17 protein-coding genes are annotated in these 13,204 nt (G+C 66.8%); 9 read left to right on the top strand and 8 right to left on the bottom strand.

What is annotated here, in order from left to right:
• Positions 1–14 precede the first annotated feature (14 nt).
• Positions 15–836: a 23S rRNA (uridine(2552)-2'-O)-methyltransferase gene (locus MXF70_RS06030; protein ID WP_248518100.1), complete on the bottom strand. Its 822-nt coding sequence runs from the start codon at positions 834–836 to the stop codon at positions 15–17.
• A 162-nt stretch (positions 837–998) separates the two neighbouring features.
• On the opposite strand from MXF70_RS06030, the gene MXF70_RS06025 reads away from it, so the two are divergent.
• A complete protein-coding gene (locus MXF70_RS06025) occupies positions 999–1,187 on the top strand; it encodes a hypothetical protein (protein ID WP_248518099.1) in 189 nt (62 codons plus the stop codon).
• Positions 1,188–1,258: 71 nt separating this feature from the next.
• Here the strand turns inward: MXF70_RS06025 and MXF70_RS06020 are convergent, their stop codons facing one another.
• Complete coding sequence (locus MXF70_RS06020) at positions 1,259–2,149, bottom strand: winged helix-turn-helix domain-containing protein (RefSeq protein ID WP_248518098.1); 891 nt, start codon at positions 2,147–2,149, stop codon at positions 1,259–1,261.
• Positions 2,150–2,281: 132 nt separating this feature from the next.
• Between MXF70_RS06020 and MXF70_RS06015 the strand changes: the two genes are divergently transcribed.
• Positions 2,282–2,791 carry a DUF8173 domain-containing protein gene (locus tag MXF70_RS06015; RefSeq protein WP_248518097.1) on the top strand — a complete coding sequence of 170 codons (510 nt, stop codon included), beginning with the start codon at positions 2,282–2,284 and terminating at the stop codon, positions 2,789–2,791.
• 90 nt (positions 2,792–2,881) lie between these two features.
• Here the strand turns inward: MXF70_RS06015 and MXF70_RS06010 are convergent, their stop codons facing one another.
• From MXF70_RS06010 to MXF70_RS05995, 4 genes are all read right to left on the bottom strand, one after another.
• Entirely contained in the window at positions 2,882–3,547 is a 666-nt protein-coding gene (locus MXF70_RS06010; protein ID WP_248518096.1) for a translation initiation factor IF-6, read from the bottom strand.
• A 10-nt stretch (positions 3,548–3,557) separates the two neighbouring features.
• On the bottom strand, positions 3,558–3,836 hold the full coding sequence (locus MXF70_RS06005) for a 50S ribosomal protein L31e (protein ID WP_248518095.1): 279 nt from the start codon (positions 3,834–3,836) through the stop codon (positions 3,558–3,560).
• Positions 3,833–3,985 carry a 50S ribosomal protein L39e gene (locus MXF70_RS06000; RefSeq protein WP_248518094.1) on the bottom strand — a complete coding sequence of 51 codons (153 nt, stop codon included), beginning with the start codon at positions 3,983–3,985 and terminating at the stop codon, positions 3,833–3,835. The genes MXF70_RS06005 and MXF70_RS06000 overlap by 4 nt, the downstream gene beginning before the upstream one ends.
• A gap of 320 nt (positions 3,986–4,305) precedes the next feature.
• Positions 4,306–4,473 carry a DUF7556 family protein gene (locus MXF70_RS05995; protein WP_248518093.1) on the bottom strand — a complete coding sequence of 56 codons (168 nt, stop codon included), beginning with the start codon at positions 4,471–4,473 and terminating at the stop codon, positions 4,306–4,308.
• A gap of 514 nt (positions 4,474–4,987) precedes the next feature.
• On the opposite strand from MXF70_RS05995, the gene MXF70_RS05990 reads away from it, so the two are divergent.
• On the top strand, positions 4,988–5,221 hold the full coding sequence (locus MXF70_RS05990) for a DUF2061 domain-containing protein (protein WP_248518092.1): 234 nt from the start codon (positions 4,988–4,990) through the stop codon (positions 5,219–5,221).
• A gap of 83 nt (positions 5,222–5,304) precedes the next feature.
• Positions 5,305–5,559, top strand: coding sequence for a glutaredoxin family protein (locus MXF70_RS05985; RefSeq protein ID WP_248518091.1), 255 nt, complete (start codon positions 5,305–5,307; stop codon positions 5,557–5,559).
• Between the two features lie 69 nt (positions 5,560–5,628).
• Here MXF70_RS05985 and MXF70_RS05980 read toward each other — a convergent pair whose 3' ends face one another.
• Complete coding sequence (locus MXF70_RS05980; protein ID WP_248518090.1) at positions 5,629–6,300, bottom strand: metal-dependent hydrolase; 672 nt, start codon at positions 6,298–6,300, stop codon at positions 5,629–5,631.
• Positions 6,300–7,034 (bottom strand): metal-dependent hydrolase, encoded by a 735-nt coding sequence (locus tag MXF70_RS05975; RefSeq protein ID WP_248518089.1) that lies wholly within the window; start codon positions 7,032–7,034, stop codon positions 6,300–6,302. Before MXF70_RS05975 ends, MXF70_RS05980 begins: the two co-directional genes overlap by 1 nt.
• A gap of 159 nt (positions 7,035–7,193) precedes the next feature.
• Between MXF70_RS05975 and hisH the strand changes: the two genes are divergently transcribed.
• From hisH to MXF70_RS05950, 5 genes are all read left to right on the top strand, one after another.
• Positions 7,194–7,916, top strand: coding sequence for an imidazole glycerol phosphate synthase subunit HisH (gene hisH / locus MXF70_RS05970; RefSeq protein WP_248518088.1), 723 nt, complete (start codon positions 7,194–7,196; stop codon positions 7,914–7,916).
• 649 nt (positions 7,917–8,565) lie between these two features.
• Positions 8,566–9,420: a CBS domain-containing protein gene (locus MXF70_RS05965; protein WP_248518087.1), complete on the top strand. Its 855-nt coding sequence runs from the start codon at positions 8,566–8,568 to the stop codon at positions 9,418–9,420.
• A 15-nt stretch (positions 9,421–9,435) separates the two neighbouring features.
• Positions 9,436–11,232: a glycine--tRNA ligase gene (gene glyS / locus MXF70_RS05960; RefSeq protein WP_248518086.1), complete on the top strand. Its 1,797-nt coding sequence runs from the start codon at positions 9,436–9,438 to the stop codon at positions 11,230–11,232.
• Positions 11,233–11,234: 2 nt separating this feature from the next.
• Positions 11,235–11,870 carry a diacylglycerol/polyprenol kinase family protein gene (locus tag MXF70_RS05955; RefSeq protein ID WP_248518085.1) on the top strand — a complete coding sequence of 212 codons (636 nt, stop codon included), beginning with the start codon at positions 11,235–11,237 and terminating at the stop codon, positions 11,868–11,870.
• A gap of 114 nt (positions 11,871–11,984) precedes the next feature.
• Complete coding sequence (locus MXF70_RS05950; RefSeq protein ID WP_248518084.1) at positions 11,985–13,190, top strand: inorganic phosphate transporter; 1,206 nt, start codon at positions 11,985–11,987, stop codon at positions 13,188–13,190.
• The last annotated feature ends 14 nt before the right edge of the window (positions 13,191–13,204 follow it).

Genomic DNA, 13,204 nt, shown 5'->3' with positions numbered 1-13,204 from the left:
GAAAACAGCGAACGTCAGTCCGTGCGCTCGGCGAACGCGAACCGTGGCTTGACTTCGTCGATCCGAATTGGGACCGTCTCGCCGACGCTGGCGTCGGAAACGAAGACCGTGAACCCCTCGACGTGAGCGACGCCGTCGCCCTCCGACCCCTCGTCGACGACGTCGACGGTCAGTTCCTCGCCGGCCTCCACCGGTGCCGTGAGCCGGTGTTTGCCCACGATGTAAACCTCGGACGAGCTGTCTCGGGTCGCGTCCGGCACGACCGTTCGAGCGTACTCGAAGGCGTCGTCGACGTCGGCCTTGAACGCCTCGAGATCCTGGCCCTGGAACACCTTTGCGGCGAAGTCGCCGCCGGGGCCGAGCACCGTCTTCGCGGTCTCGAACGCCTGGCGAGCGAGATGGACCGATCGCGCGTGATCGAGCTCGTACTGCCCGGAGACGTTCGGTGCCATGTCGGATAGCACGACGTCGACCGCGCCGGTGGTGTTCTCCGTCTCGGCCGCTGCAGCGTCGCTCCCCGTGACCGTCGCTGCGATCTCGCGGATATGCTCGCGCGTATCGTCCTCCGTGATGTCGCCACGGAGGAGTTCGACGCGTGGCTCGGGATCCTCGAGATCGTCGATCCGCTGACGGTCGACGCCGATCACGGTGCCGTCCGGGCCGACGCGCTCGGCGGCGACCTGGAGCCAGCCCCCGGGTGCCGCACCGAGGTCGACGACGACGTTGCCCGGGCCGAAGAGGCCCGCCGCCTCGTCGAGCTGTTTGAGTTTGAAGGCCGAGCGGGCACGGTAGCCCTCGACTTTCGCTCTGTTATAGTACTCGTCCTTCCCAGTCATCGACCGGGATACAGCCGGCGGGCGTAAACGGGCTTCGTTCCTCCGCGGATCGGCACCGCCCACCCGGCCGGATCAGTTACAGAAGCGAATTTCAGTAACTCCCGCTACAGAAATGTCCTTCAGATTATGCTTATGGGGCTGTCGCCCCGAGGTGTATCTACGATGCAACTCACCGTCTCTCCCACCGGCTACGAATCGTCCGTGACCGATCGACGAACACTCGGCGGTATGCTCACCTTCGTCGTACTGGTCGCCGCAATCCTCCTCGCAGTCTCCCACCCTACGGTCGCCGCCGCGGCTGCCGTGGGTGCCGTCGGCGCCCACCTCGCCCACCACGCTCGCGACGAGTAACCAGGTCGGCCCTTTCGGGGAGAGAGTCGACGAACGGCGGAAGCCTACGACCGCGACGACGACACACCCGTTTACGCAGACGGTTCCGAGTCCTCCTGTGGTGTTTCAACCGTCTCGACGACCGACGCGGTGTCGTCGACGGTGACCGTGAGCCGACCGTCGTCGGCGGCGAAGACGAGCCGGAGCCGAAACGGATCCTCCGATACGACCGTCTGTTCGACGGTCCAGTCCCCGATCTCCCAGGCGACGATCTCCCGCACGTCGACACCCTGGTCCCAGAAGAACGCGATCACCGCCGGGTGGAAGAGCACGGCGTAGTTCGGCGGCGCGCTGTAGCCCACGCCACACCGCGTGCAGCGACCCTCGTAGAGAACCGGCTCGGGCTGTTCCTCCCGGTGTGTGACCGACCAGTCGACGGCACCGTAGCAGTAGGTACAGGTCCCCTCGAGCACGATCTGGAGGTTGAATCGTGCGCGCGCGCGGACCGCTGCCAGCACGTCGGCGAGCGACGCCTCCGTCGCGAGATCGTGCGGAATGCTGCTGGTGAACAGCGTGTGGTCGTTCGCACACTCGACGACGATCTGGCCCTGCTCGTAGGCAGCTTCGACCTCTGCGTCGCAGTACGGGCAGCTCTGGTCGAGTGGTTCGGGCGGACGATCCTCGCCCGCGGTGAACGCTCCAGAGAGGATCGCACCGGCGACCTCGTGGCCGCGTGGCGAGAGGCGGTAGCCGTCGTCGGTCGAGTGAACGAGGTGGTCGCGGAGCTTGTCGAGGTGGTAGTTGAACTGTCCGGAGTCGTCGATGTCGACCCGGTCGTGCAACGCGGAAAAGGAGAGCGCCGGGGCGTCCGGATTCGCGCTGGCCTGTTCGGCGAGCGCGAGCAGGATGTCCACCCGCGCAGGGCTGCGTACGACGTCGAACGCCGCGACGTACCGATCGTCGAGGCCCCCGTTCTCGGTCATACCGGGAGATAACGTCCCCGCGTGAAAACGGCTGTGCTGGCCCGTGAACACGTGACGTAGCGACGGCGTACCGCGGGTTCTGGCCGAATACGGAGGGACTGCTATTGCATTTGGGAGACGAACCCGGCGCGCATGGGTCTCATCCTCTCCGCCAGGACGCTCGCCACCCTCAGTACCATCGCACAAAATCAGACCGAGATCGGAACGGGGCTGTTCGGCAGCGCGGTCGGCGCGTTCCTCGGCACACTGATCGTCGGCGGCATCATGATTCTCGTCTTTCCCGACTACACCGAGGGGCGAATTCGCGATCTGGTCGAGGATCCGGTGGGCTCGGCGGTGTATGGACTGATCGCACTCGTCGTCTTGATCGTCGCGACGGTGTTGCTCGTCCTGACGATCGTCGGTATCCTCGTCGTGATCCCGCTACTGTTGCTCACGTATCTCCTGTGGGCCGTCGGCGCCGCGATAGCCTATCTCGGAATCGGCGACCGGCTCGTCGGCCACGACGGCGGCTGGCTGACGCCGCTGCTCGTCGGAAGTGCGGTCAACGGACTCCTGGTCCTGACGGGGATCGGCGGACTGGTGTCGCTCGTGGTCGGTGCAGCCGGATTCGGGGCGGTGTTGCGTAGCTGGCTGGGATAGCGAGTACGGCTGGAGACCGAGGGGTCCGGAGAACAGATGGAAGCGACACGCGATCGCAATTTCCAGCGGACGCTGGCCGTCGCCAGCGCCTCAGTCGATGTAGCCGAGCGCGTCTTCGATCCGACCCAGCTCGGGCCCGGTCGTATCCTCGCCGACGACGTAGCCGTCGTCGCTGACGATGAGTCCGGAGCCGACCAGCGGGGCGCCGTAGTTGATCGTCCCGATGTCGGCGTGGACGTCGAGATGCTCGGCGAGGTGATCGAGCTGCCCGTCGGTCGCCTTCGGGTGGCAGAGGACGCCGCGGTCGTTCGCGACGGCGGCGGTGCCGACGGTGCGGACGCCCGCAACGTCCCCGCGTTCGACAGGGACGTCGAGGGTGTCCTCGATCACGGCGACGGCATCGTCGTTGAGGTCGCGGTGGACGTACGCGCCAGTGTCGTTGGCGAGCACGACGTTGCCCGCGGCGTTGATCCGGCCGGGGAGCTCCGCGACGGGGACGGAGACGGCGTCGCGAATCCGATCGAGTTCGCGGTCGAGGGCGCGGCTGCTCAGGAGGAGGCCGTTCTCGTTCCCGACGGCCAGCGAGCCGACGGTGCCGGAGCCGCCGATGGTGGTCGGCAGTGGTTCGAGGCCGAGTTCGTCGGCGATCTCGTTCTGGAGTTCGGTGTCTGCGTCTGGCCGGACCAGAAGGTGGCCGGCGGCCGCGCGAGCGAAGACGCCGACGTACGACGATCCGGAGAAGGAGGCCCGGAGCAAGTGTAGAATCCTACTCCGCGTGCTCTGCTTCCACGACGCCCTCGCCCTCTTCCTGGAATCGGGCGGCGCGAACGCGGAGTTTGCGTGGCGGGCTGGCGTTGCCGTTCTCCCAGACAGCCTCGTTGATGGAGCTGTCCAGCCGAACGACGTCCTTCTCGACGGAGAAGTGCTTGGCGAGATGCGAGCGGATGAGCTTCATCGCCTTGTCCGAGCGCTGGTGGCTGGGCGCTGCGGCAGCGTCCCGCAGCGGCACCGTCACGACGCGCTCCTCGAAGTCGCTTGCGCTCATTCGTCCGTGGAGGAGCGCCGCCAGTTCCGGCGCTTGTGGTTGCGGGTGACGTCTCGGTCCGTCTTCAGCATGACCCACGCCGGGATGCGGGAGTTCTGACGCTCCAGTTTCCCGAGGCGCTTCTTCTGGGCCTTGGACTTCTTGCTCATGGTGACGTGTTGGTTTCGCCCCGATTCTTAAAACGTTGTTCTTCCGCGTCCGTGCGGTTCCGGTGGCCACAGACTGCGGTGGGGGTGGGCCGAGGTGGCAGAAGTCGCTGGAAGCGAGAGAAGGGGTGAGACGGAGAGTGAGAAAGTGAGAGAGAGAGTGGGTGGGTTGTGTGGGGAGTGTGGGAGTTGGTGGGTTGTGTGGGGAGTGTGGGAGTGGGTGAACGTATGAGAGAGAATTGGAGACACTGATAGGAGAGAGGAACACCACCGCATCGCTGGCGAACGAGCGGTCCTCGAAATACTGAGAGAGTAGGTTCGCGTTATCGCATTTCCTCGAGCGCCGGGGCAGCGTCGGCGTCGATGGATACCCAGGCCTCCTCTGTCGCGATGTCCGCGATGACGTAGGCTTCCTGGTCCTCGGCGTCGTCCAGCGACCCGATAACCTCGCGATCGGGGCCGTCGTCTGCATGGCCTGGTGCGACTGCCATGGTAGGAGTTATCGAACGGTAGTTGATAAACGCTCCGGATCGGACCGGGCGGCCGATCGCGGGTGTACGCCCAACCTATATTCACCTATTTACCCGAACGTGTCGTCACTTGTCAATAGATTCTAGCCCGTATCGGTCATTTTCCAGGCGTTGATCGGACATGAACAATCGTTACGTCCGGCCATTTAGTTCTTCCATCACACCGAAAAATAAAACTGAGTGCCAGGTTCACTCGCGTCGGGTCCGGGCCGTTCGAACCGTCGATGGGGCGGACCACCCGGTCTCTCCACGACCCCATCGCGTGCGACGAGTACGGAAAGTGTCGACAATACTGAATATGTCGGGGGAAGTAGGCCGCGCAGAAAGTGGGCAACAGAACAAGTGGCCAGCCCCGGACGTGAACGGTCGTGGGTCCGGACGATGAGAGGCGTAGAGTCGACGATCGTAACCACATTCACTAGCGGAGCTTCTCGTTATGCAGAGGATTGATTACCACCGCGCCGAGAGCCATTCCATGTTCGGATCGTCGTCCGGAGAAGCGAATCAACGACTCTCCCGGTCGCTGGTGAAGACGCTGTGCTATCGCCTGTTGATGGTCGCGATTACGATCACCGTCGCGTTCGCGTTCACTGACGACGCGACGGCAGCACTCAACATCGGGCTCGTCGCGAACGTGGTCAAGACGGGAACGTACTTCGGGTACGAACGGCTCTGGGCCCGGATCTCCTGGGGCGCAACATCGGCGTAAGTCACCGATAGCTCCGACGACAGGTCCGCACTGGGACTGACCCGACCGAAACTGCTACTGTGCGGGACGTTCTTGCATCCACCATGTCACTCACCCTGTACCAGCTCGAGGGCTGTCCGTTCTGTGAAAAAGTCGCAGACGCACTCGACGAGGCGGGCGTCGACTACGAGACCGTCTGGGTCGACGCGCCCCATTCTCAGCGCAACGAAGTCAGGCGCGTCTCCGGCCAGCGTGGCGTGCCGGTGCTCGTCGACGAAGATCGTGGCGTGACGATGTCCGAGTCCGACAACATTCTCGAGTACGTGGAACGAACGATCGTGCCACAGGCGAGCGCCTGAACGAACCGGACCAGAGACCACCGGACCAACCGCCGCGTACGATCCTGGCAGAAACTCCGTCACCGCCAGTTACTCGGATCGCTCCACCGGCGGTTCCGTCTGGAGGCGCCGTGCACCGACGGTGAACAGCCCGAGGAGCAGCAGGTACAGCTGCCAACCGTGGACGGCGATAGGGACGATCCGCTCGACGTTCCGATCCACGCCGCCCCCTGGGTTCGGATCGGTCGGGGTTGGAACGTGCACGTCGTCGGTGCTGCCCTGCTGGCCGACGTCGATGCCGCCGTCGGCGCCGGTGCCGAACTCCACGAACGTCTGAATCCAGCCGTCGGCCGTCGAGTAGACCAGCTCCCCCTCGAGGGTGTAGAACTGGTCGGCGAGCGGGTAGAGCAGGTTGATTCCCGAGAGATGCGACCAGTCCAGAAAGAGATGGGCGAGCAGATGCGTCGCGAGGAGCCCCCACGCGACCGTCACCGCCCGCGACCCCCAGCGCTCGCGGAGCCAGGACCGATCGCGTAGGCGGGTGTCGTAGTAGAGCAGCGCCGCGACCACTCCCGCGAGAACGAGCGTGTGAAACATCGCCCGGTGAGCGCCGGGCAGCCACCAGCCCGGGATCGAATCGAGATCCGGGAAGACGACCACGGCAGCGAAGACTGCGAGCAGCCGGCGGTCGAATCGCTCCATCGGGAGTACGGCTGCAGCGACGAGCAGGGCAAACCCGAGATGGACGGTCGTGGCGGGCATCAGCGGCTCACCTCCGCGACGGAACTACCGTCCTCGGCGACATCGCCATCGTCTGGGACACCGCCAGCGTCCACGACGTCGCCGCCTTCCACGACGGAATCGCTGGATCGCCACCGGATCGCGAGCACAGCGACCGCGGCGATCACGACGATCGCCTGCCAGCCGCGCTCGACGAGCGGGAAGCGGCGTTCGACGCCCGTCTCGAACCCGGTTCCCGGCGTCGGGTTGATCCACGATTCTACGTGGTGGGTCGCCGTCGTTCCGGGGGAGCCGACCGCGAGAACATTCTCGCCGCCGAGGGTCACGTAGGTCTGGACGAGCCCGTTCTGCGTCGAGTAGACGAGCCGGCCGGTCACCGCGTAGAAGCGGTCGTGGAGCGGGTAGAACAGCGCCACGCCCTCCGGACTGAACAGGTCGAGGGCGACGGCGGCCACGAACGCCGCGAGGGCGACCCAGGCGATCCGGATCCCTCGCCAGCCGTAGCGCTCGGCGAGCCAGGAGCGCTCCCGGCGGGCCGTGTCCCAGTAGAGGAGCCCGGCAGCGGCAACCGGGAGCAGGAAGCTGTGGAAGGCGGCGTTGGTCGCGCCGTAGACCACCAGACTCACGGCCGCGTCGAGATCCGGTACGAGGGCCGCGAAGACGACGATCCCGAGCGACCGGCGGTCGAACGCTGGGCCGAGCAACGCCGCGGCGAGGAGGGCGGCGATCGCAGCGGCGACCAGGGTCGGCACCATACGAACGCCTGGCGCTTCGGCTCAATAAGCCTCGTGTCGGAGCGAGGGGTCGATACCGGTGGCGGTCAGCCTGCGCGACGGAGCGATTCGTCTGTGCCGCGGCCGGCCATCGTTGCACCGATGGAAAGCGGTTTGCCGTCGCGTCGCGAACCCACAACCATGAGCCAGGAGCAGGTCGCGGCCGACGCCAGCGAGGACGCGCTCGCCGAGATCGCGGTCGTCGACTACGGCCTGGGGAACCTCCGTAGCGTCACGCGCGGCCTCGAACGCGCCGGCGCGGCCGTCGAGATCACCGACGATCGCGACGCGATCCGGTCGGCCGACGGCATCGTGCTCCCCGGCGTCGGCGCGTTCCGCGAGGGCGTCGAGAACGCCGGCCCGTTTCGCGACGCGCTCCTCGAGGCTGCCGAGGACGGCCAGCCCGTCTTCGGCATCTGTCTCGGAATGCAGATGCTGCTCACCGACAGCGAGGAGGCCGAACGCGAGGGGCAGGGTGACGCCCGCGGGCTCGATCTGATCCCCGGAACGAACCGCCGCTTCGACGAAGGGCAGAAGGTGCCCCACATGGGCTGGAACGAGCTCGACGTCGAGCGTGAGCACCCGCTTCTGAATGGCGTCGACACCGTCGGATCGGAGAACCGACGAGCAGACGGAAACGGCGGTTCCGTCGACGGCGAGTACGCCTACTTCGTCCACTCCTACTACGCCGTCCCCGACGACGAGCAGGCTGTCGTCGCGACCACGGACTACGGCCGGGACTTCGCGAGCGTCGTCGCCAACGAGGACGGCACCGTCTTCGGCACCCAGTTCCACCCCGAGAAGAGCGGCGAGACTGGGCTAACGATCCTGCGCAACTTCGTCGACATCTGCGCCGATCAGTAGCGGCTGTTCGATTGGTTTTCTGTGGCTGTGTTTCGTGTGGGAATCGAGGACGAGAAATCAGTTCTGGTGTGTCGAACGGCACAGCAGACAGCCACGGATTCCGGGAGACCGGAGGTCTCCCGACGTCGCGGGACACGCCCGCGACAGCCCCCTCCCGCTCGCGCCCGCTACCTCGCTGCGCGCTTCCCTCGCTCCGCTCGGTCCAGTGCTTACGTCAGTAGCGAACGCGAGCCGTCGGCCCCTTCCGAAGTCCCCCAGGACTCGTCCCAAGGAGCGAAGCGCGGCGCTTGTTCGGGCATGCTTTGCACTGGGGATCGACCGCCAGCTACAGCCCGTTAGAGGATCCGCGGGGTGGGACTGGAAGGGGCCGACCGCTCGATGCGGCCCCGGCGACGGAAGGACCGCAGGGAGCGTCAGCGACCGAGGACCGCACCGAGCCGCGGACGGTCGAGCGGGAGGGGGCTTCCAAGCGGTTCGCTGTTCAGTCCACTCCGCGGTTTGCGGGTTGCAATACCCAACAGTCGAGTATCGAGCGACCTGCACGCAACGACGACGATTAATTACAGTACCCAGAGCGCGCCAGACCACCCCGCCACCACAGGTCGCACAAAGCACGGGGTTTATGCCGGAATTGGACCTACGGCGGGGCATGAACGTCTCGGACGCAATGACGTCGCGCTCGGAGCTCGTCACGGTCGAGCTACCGGGCAGTCGCGATGACGCCCTGGAACACCTCCGCGAAGGCGCCTTCTCGTCGGTCCCCGTCGTGAAAATCGAGAACGGGACCGAACGCTACCGCGGGCTGGTCTCCCGGGAGACGCTGATCGAGCAGCCCGACGAGGACCAGCTCGCGCTGCTGATGGAAGAGGTGCCGACCACGACCGCTGACGCGGATCTGCGCGAAGCTGCTGCGCTGATGGTCGCGGAGAGCGCCCGACGGATTCCCGTCGTCGACGGCGAACTCGAGGGCATCGTCACGATCACGGACGTCGTGAAGGCGATCGCTGAGGGCGACGTTCCCGGTGACGCGCTGGCTGGCGACATCGCCACGCGCTCGGTCATCACGGCCTACGAGGCGACGCCGCTCGCGGTCGCGGAACGGCAGCTGTTCCACGCCGACATGCCCTACGCCGTCGTGCTCGACGACGAGGCCGGGATGGCCGGCGTGTTCACCGAGCAGGACGTCATCGAGGTCGCCGAGGTCGTCGAGGGCGAGACGAAGACTGGCAACTCCTTCGCCGACCAGGACGACGACTGGATGTGGGAGGGAATCAAGGGCGTCGGCAGCCGCTCCGTGACCACGCGTGACGTCGAACTGCCCGAGGGCCCCGTTTCGGAGTTCATGACCGCCGACGTGGTCACGATCTCCCAATCCAAGACCGCGAAGGACGCCGCCCAGGCGATGATCACCCACGACGTCGAACAGATTCCGCTGGTCAGCGGCGACGGTCTCGCCGGCATCGTTCGCGACGTCGATCTGCTGGCCGCGATCGCAGACGCCTAACGCGGAGTGTTGTCTATGCCACCACACGAAGACATCTCAGAGGACGTCGTCGAACTCGCAAAGCGCCGCGGCTACTTCTTCCAGACGGCACAGGCCTACGGCGGCGTCGCCGGATTCTACACCTACGGCCCGCAGGGCGCCGGCCTCAAGCAGAACGTCGAGGACGCCTGGCGCGATCGTTTCGCCATCGCGGAGGGTCACCAACTGGTCGACGCGCCGACGATCATGCCCGAGGCCGTCTTCGAGGCCTCCGGCCACCTGGACACGTTCGACGACATGCTCGTCGAGTGCGCAGAGTGTGGTGAGAGCCACCGTGCGGACCACCTGATCGAGGACGCGCCGGGCTCGGACGTCGAGGACGCCGAAGCCCTGCCGATCCCCGAGGTCGAGGAGCTACTCAGAGAGTTCGAGATCGGCTGCCCGACCTGCGGTGCCGACCTCGCCGGCGAGCCCGTCGAGGATTTCAACCTCATGTTCGGCACGAACATCGGCCCCGGCGACTCCCAGCCGGGCTACCTGCGGCCCGAGACCGCCCAGGGCATCTTCGTCGAGTTCCCGCGGCTCAAACAGTACGCCCGGGGCCAGCTCCCCTTCGGCGTCACGCAGATCGGTCGCGCCTACCGCAACGAGATTAGCCCACGGAAGTCGATCATCCGGACGCGGGAGTTCACGCAGGCGGAGCTGGAGCATTTCATCGATCCCGAGGTCGACGAGCCGGATCTCGACGCCGTGGCCGACGTCGAGTGCACATTCTACCCCGTCTCCGAACAGCAGGCCGACGACGGCGAGCCGATCCGCGCGACCGTCGCCGAAGCCGTCGAGGACGGCATCGTGGAGAGCGACTGGATCGCCTACTACCTCGGCCTCACGAAGCGCTGGTACGACCGCGTCGGCGTCGACATGGACCGGTTCCGGTTCCGCCAGCACCTCCCGGGCGAGCTCGCCCACTACTCGAGTGACTGCTGGGACGCCGAGGGGTTCGCCGCCGGCGACTGGATCGAGATGGCCGGCTTCTCCTACCGCTCGGACTACGACCTCTCGAAACACGCCGAGCACAGCGAGGAGGAGTTCACCGTCTTCAAACAGTACGACGAGCCACAGACGACGAAGCAAGCCACGGTCGATCCCGACATGAGCGAGCTCGGCCCGGCCTTCGGCGGTGCGGCTGGCGACGTCGCCGACGCGCTGGAGGAGCTCGCTGGCGAGGCACCCAATCGGTTCGACGCAGCGGCAGCGGAACCCGCCGGCACGGTCGACGTGGACGTCGACGGTGAGACCTACGAAGTCCCCTTCGAACACACCGGCTACGCCGTCGAGGAAGTCACCGAGGCCGGCGAGCACCTCCGCCCGCACGTCGTCGAACCCTCCTTCGGCGTCGATCGGCTCCTCTACGTGCTGGTCGAGCACGCCTACCGCGAGGACGAGATCGACGGCGAGGAGCGCGCGTACCTCGCGCTCGATTCCGAGGTCGCGCCGACCACCGTCGGCGTCTTCCCGCTGATGGACAAGGACGGCATGGGTGAGCGCGCAGGTGAGATAGCGTCCGAACTTCGGGAGGCCGGCCTCTCTGTGACGTACGACGACTCGGGCGCCATAGGCCGGCGGTACCGCCGCCAGGACGAGGTCGGGACGCCCTTCTGTGTCACCGTGGACCACGACTCGCTGGAGGACGACACCGTGACGATCCGCGAGCGCGACTCCACGGAGCAGATCCGCGTGGACATCGAGGCCCTCCCGCGGCTCTGTCGAGACCTCCGCGATGGCGTCCGATCCTTCGACGCGCTCGCGGAGGACGCTCCGGCGGCGGAGTGACGATGCGAGACCACAGCGAGGACCGTGCCGAGACCGGCCTCGACGGCGTCACCGCCACGGCCCGTCGCCGGATCGAGGGCGAGGTCGGCAGACGGCTCGTCCACGTCAGCGGCGCCCTCGTTCCACTGTCCTACGTGCTGGGCCTGCCCTACCTCTGGCTCCAAATCGTGCTGCTCGCCGGGGTCGTTGCGGTTGGAGTCCTCGAGCTACTCCGCTTGCGCACGACCTTCTCCTGGTGGGCCTACGAGCATCTGACCCGGGAGTACGAGTCCGACACCGTCGCCGGCTACGCGCTCTACGTGCTCGGGATGGCGATCGTCGCGCTCGCATTCGATCCGCGGATCGCGATCCCGGCAATGTTCATGCTGGCCGTCGCCGATCCGGTCGGTGGCGTGCTCGGCGGTGCTGATCCGACGCCGGTGAAACGCCCACGAGCCTTCGTCGGCGCGTTTCTCGTGAGTCTCGCCGTCGGAGTTCCGTTCGTGGCTCCGCTCGCGGCTGCCGCCGGCGCGCTCGCTGCGAGCCTCGCCGACGGCGTGTTCATGGAGATTCGCGGCTTTGTCGTCGACGACAACCTCACGATCCCGCTCGGTGCTGCTGGCGCAATCGCCCTCATGCTGGCCTACGGGCCGGTGTGAGCGCGGTCGGCTGGGCGTGCCGACCGGTCGCGGGCTGCGGTAACTTGATTGGTGCGTCCGTTCAACAGGGCAACCACGACGGCGATCCGCGGTTGGATCGCCCGCACGCATCGCATGGCAGTCACCTTCTGGGCCCTGGTCGGGCTCGCGACGGTCGCGGGCCTGTCGATGGCCTGGGCGCTCGGGGCCAACAGCAACTCGCCACCCTTCGCGCCAGCGATCGGCGCGAACGCGGTGTCGACGATGCGCGCAGCCTTTCTCATCGGCATCCTCGCCGCACTCGGGGCCCTGACCCAGGGCGGGAGCATCTCGAAGACAGTCGGCTCCGGGCTGATTCTCGGCGTGGACATCACACCGCTCGCCGCGACGGCCGGCCTGCTGACCGCCGCGGCGTTCATGGCTTTCGGCGTCTACTCGGGCTACCCGGTCCCCGCCGCGTTCGCGACCACCGGCGCGATGGTCGGCGTCGGCCTCTCGCTGGGCGGCGATCCGGCGACGGACACCTACCGCGAGATCGTCACGTTCTGGCTGCTCGTGCCGCCGATGTCCGGCGGTCTCGCGTACGGTACCGCGACGATGCTCCGGCGGGACGACGTGCCAGAGACCGTCGGCGTGCCGCTGCTCGCGGCGGTCGTCGGAGGGATCGTCAGCAGGATTCGTCTCGGGATCATTCCGGCCGGCGCGGGCGAGAGCCAGGGATCGCTTGCGGGGTTCGCCGCGCGTGCGGTCGGCGGCCCTTCGGTTGGCGGCGTCGATCCCGTCGGCGTCCTCGCCACGATCCTGCTTGCGCTGCTTGCCTTCCAGTTCGTGCGCAGGCGGACGCTCGACTCCGCCGAGCAGGGAATCCGAACATTCCTCCTGTTGCTCGGCAGCCTCGTCGCCTTCTCCAGTGGGGGCAGCCAGGTCGGGCTGGCGACCGGGCCACTCGAGTACCTCTACTCGACGGAGCTGGGGCTACCCGGCATCGCTCTGCTGGGACTCGGCGCGCTCGGTATCCTCGCGGGGGCGTGGATGGGTGCTCCACGGCTGCTCCAGGCGACCTCCCGCGAGTACGCGCAGCTCGGCGCCCGGCGGTCGATCGCGGCGCTCGTTCCCGGCTTCATCATCGCCCAGCTCGCCATCACGTTCGGGATCCCGATCTCGTTCAACAACATCATCATTTCCGGCGTGATCGGCGGCGGTCTCGCGGCGGGCAGCGCGGGCGTCTCCCGCCGGAAGATCGGCGTGACGATCGCCTTCTGGCTCATCACGCTCGCCGGCTCGCTCGCGATGGGGTTCGGCCTCTACAGAGCGTTGACGCTGGCACTCGGCGTGGAGTGATTTCCTGACAGACG

Source organism: Salinarchaeum laminariae (genome assembly GCF_023204835.1).
GTDB classification, from domain to species: Archaea; Halobacteriota; Halobacteria; order Halobacteriales; family Salinarchaeaceae; genus Salinarchaeum; species Salinarchaeum laminariae.
The sequence above is the reverse complement of the archived record's forward strand: the minus strand, read 5'-3'. Positions and strand labels throughout refer to the sequence as shown.

Bases quoted from the DNA above. Each gene is read 5' to 3' on its own strand.
- MXF70_RS05995 (WP_248518093.1), bottom strand. From the start codon at position 4,473: ATGGCAGTCGCACCAGGCCATGCAGACGACGGCCCCGATCGCGAGGTT.
- MXF70_RS05950 (WP_248518084.1), top strand. From the start codon at position 11,985: ATGGCAGTCACCTTCTGGGCCCTGGTCGGGCTCGCGACGGTCGCGGGC.
- MXF70_RS05980 (WP_248518090.1), bottom strand. From the start codon at position 6,300: ATGCCCGCCACGACCGTCCATCTCGGGTTTGCCCTGCTCGTCGCTGCA.
- MXF70_RS06030 (WP_248518100.1), bottom strand. From the start codon at position 836: ATGACTGGGAAGGACGAGTACTATAACAGAGCGAAAGTCGAGGGCTAC.
- MXF70_RS06000 (WP_248518094.1), bottom strand. From the start codon at position 3,985: ATGAGCAAGAAGTCCAAGGCCCAGAAGAAGCGCCTCGGGAAACTGGAG.
- MXF70_RS06005 (WP_248518095.1), bottom strand. From the start codon at position 3,836: ATGAGCGCAAGCGACTTCGAGGAGCGCGTCGTGACGGTGCCGCTGCGG.
- MXF70_RS06025 (WP_248518099.1), top strand. From the start codon at position 999: ATGCAACTCACCGTCTCTCCCACCGGCTACGAATCGTCCGTGACCGAT.
- MXF70_RS05990 (WP_248518092.1), top strand. From the start codon at position 4,988: ATGTTCGGATCGTCGTCCGGAGAAGCGAATCAACGACTCTCCCGGTCG.
- MXF70_RS05985 (WP_248518091.1), top strand. From the start codon at position 5,305: ATGTCACTCACCCTGTACCAGCTCGAGGGCTGTCCGTTCTGTGAAAAA.
- MXF70_RS05975 (WP_248518089.1), bottom strand. From the start codon at position 7,034: ATGGTGCCGACCCTGGTCGCCGCTGCGATCGCCGCCCTCCTCGCCGCG.
- MXF70_RS05955 (WP_248518085.1), top strand. From the start codon at position 11,235: ATGCGAGACCACAGCGAGGACCGTGCCGAGACCGGCCTCGACGGCGTC.
- MXF70_RS06020 (WP_248518098.1), bottom strand. From the start codon at position 2,149: ATGACCGAGAACGGGGGCCTCGACGATCGGTACGTCGCGGCGTTCGAC.
- MXF70_RS06015 (WP_248518097.1), top strand. From the start codon at position 2,282: ATGGGTCTCATCCTCTCCGCCAGGACGCTCGCCACCCTCAGTACCATC.
- MXF70_RS05965 (WP_248518087.1), top strand. From the start codon at position 8,566: ATGAACGTCTCGGACGCAATGACGTCGCGCTCGGAGCTCGTCACGGTC.
- glyS (WP_248518086.1), top strand. From the start codon at position 9,436: ATGCCACCACACGAAGACATCTCAGAGGACGTCGTCGAACTCGCAAAG.
- hisH (WP_248518088.1), top strand. From the start codon at position 7,194: ATGAGCCAGGAGCAGGTCGCGGCCGACGCCAGCGAGGACGCGCTCGCC.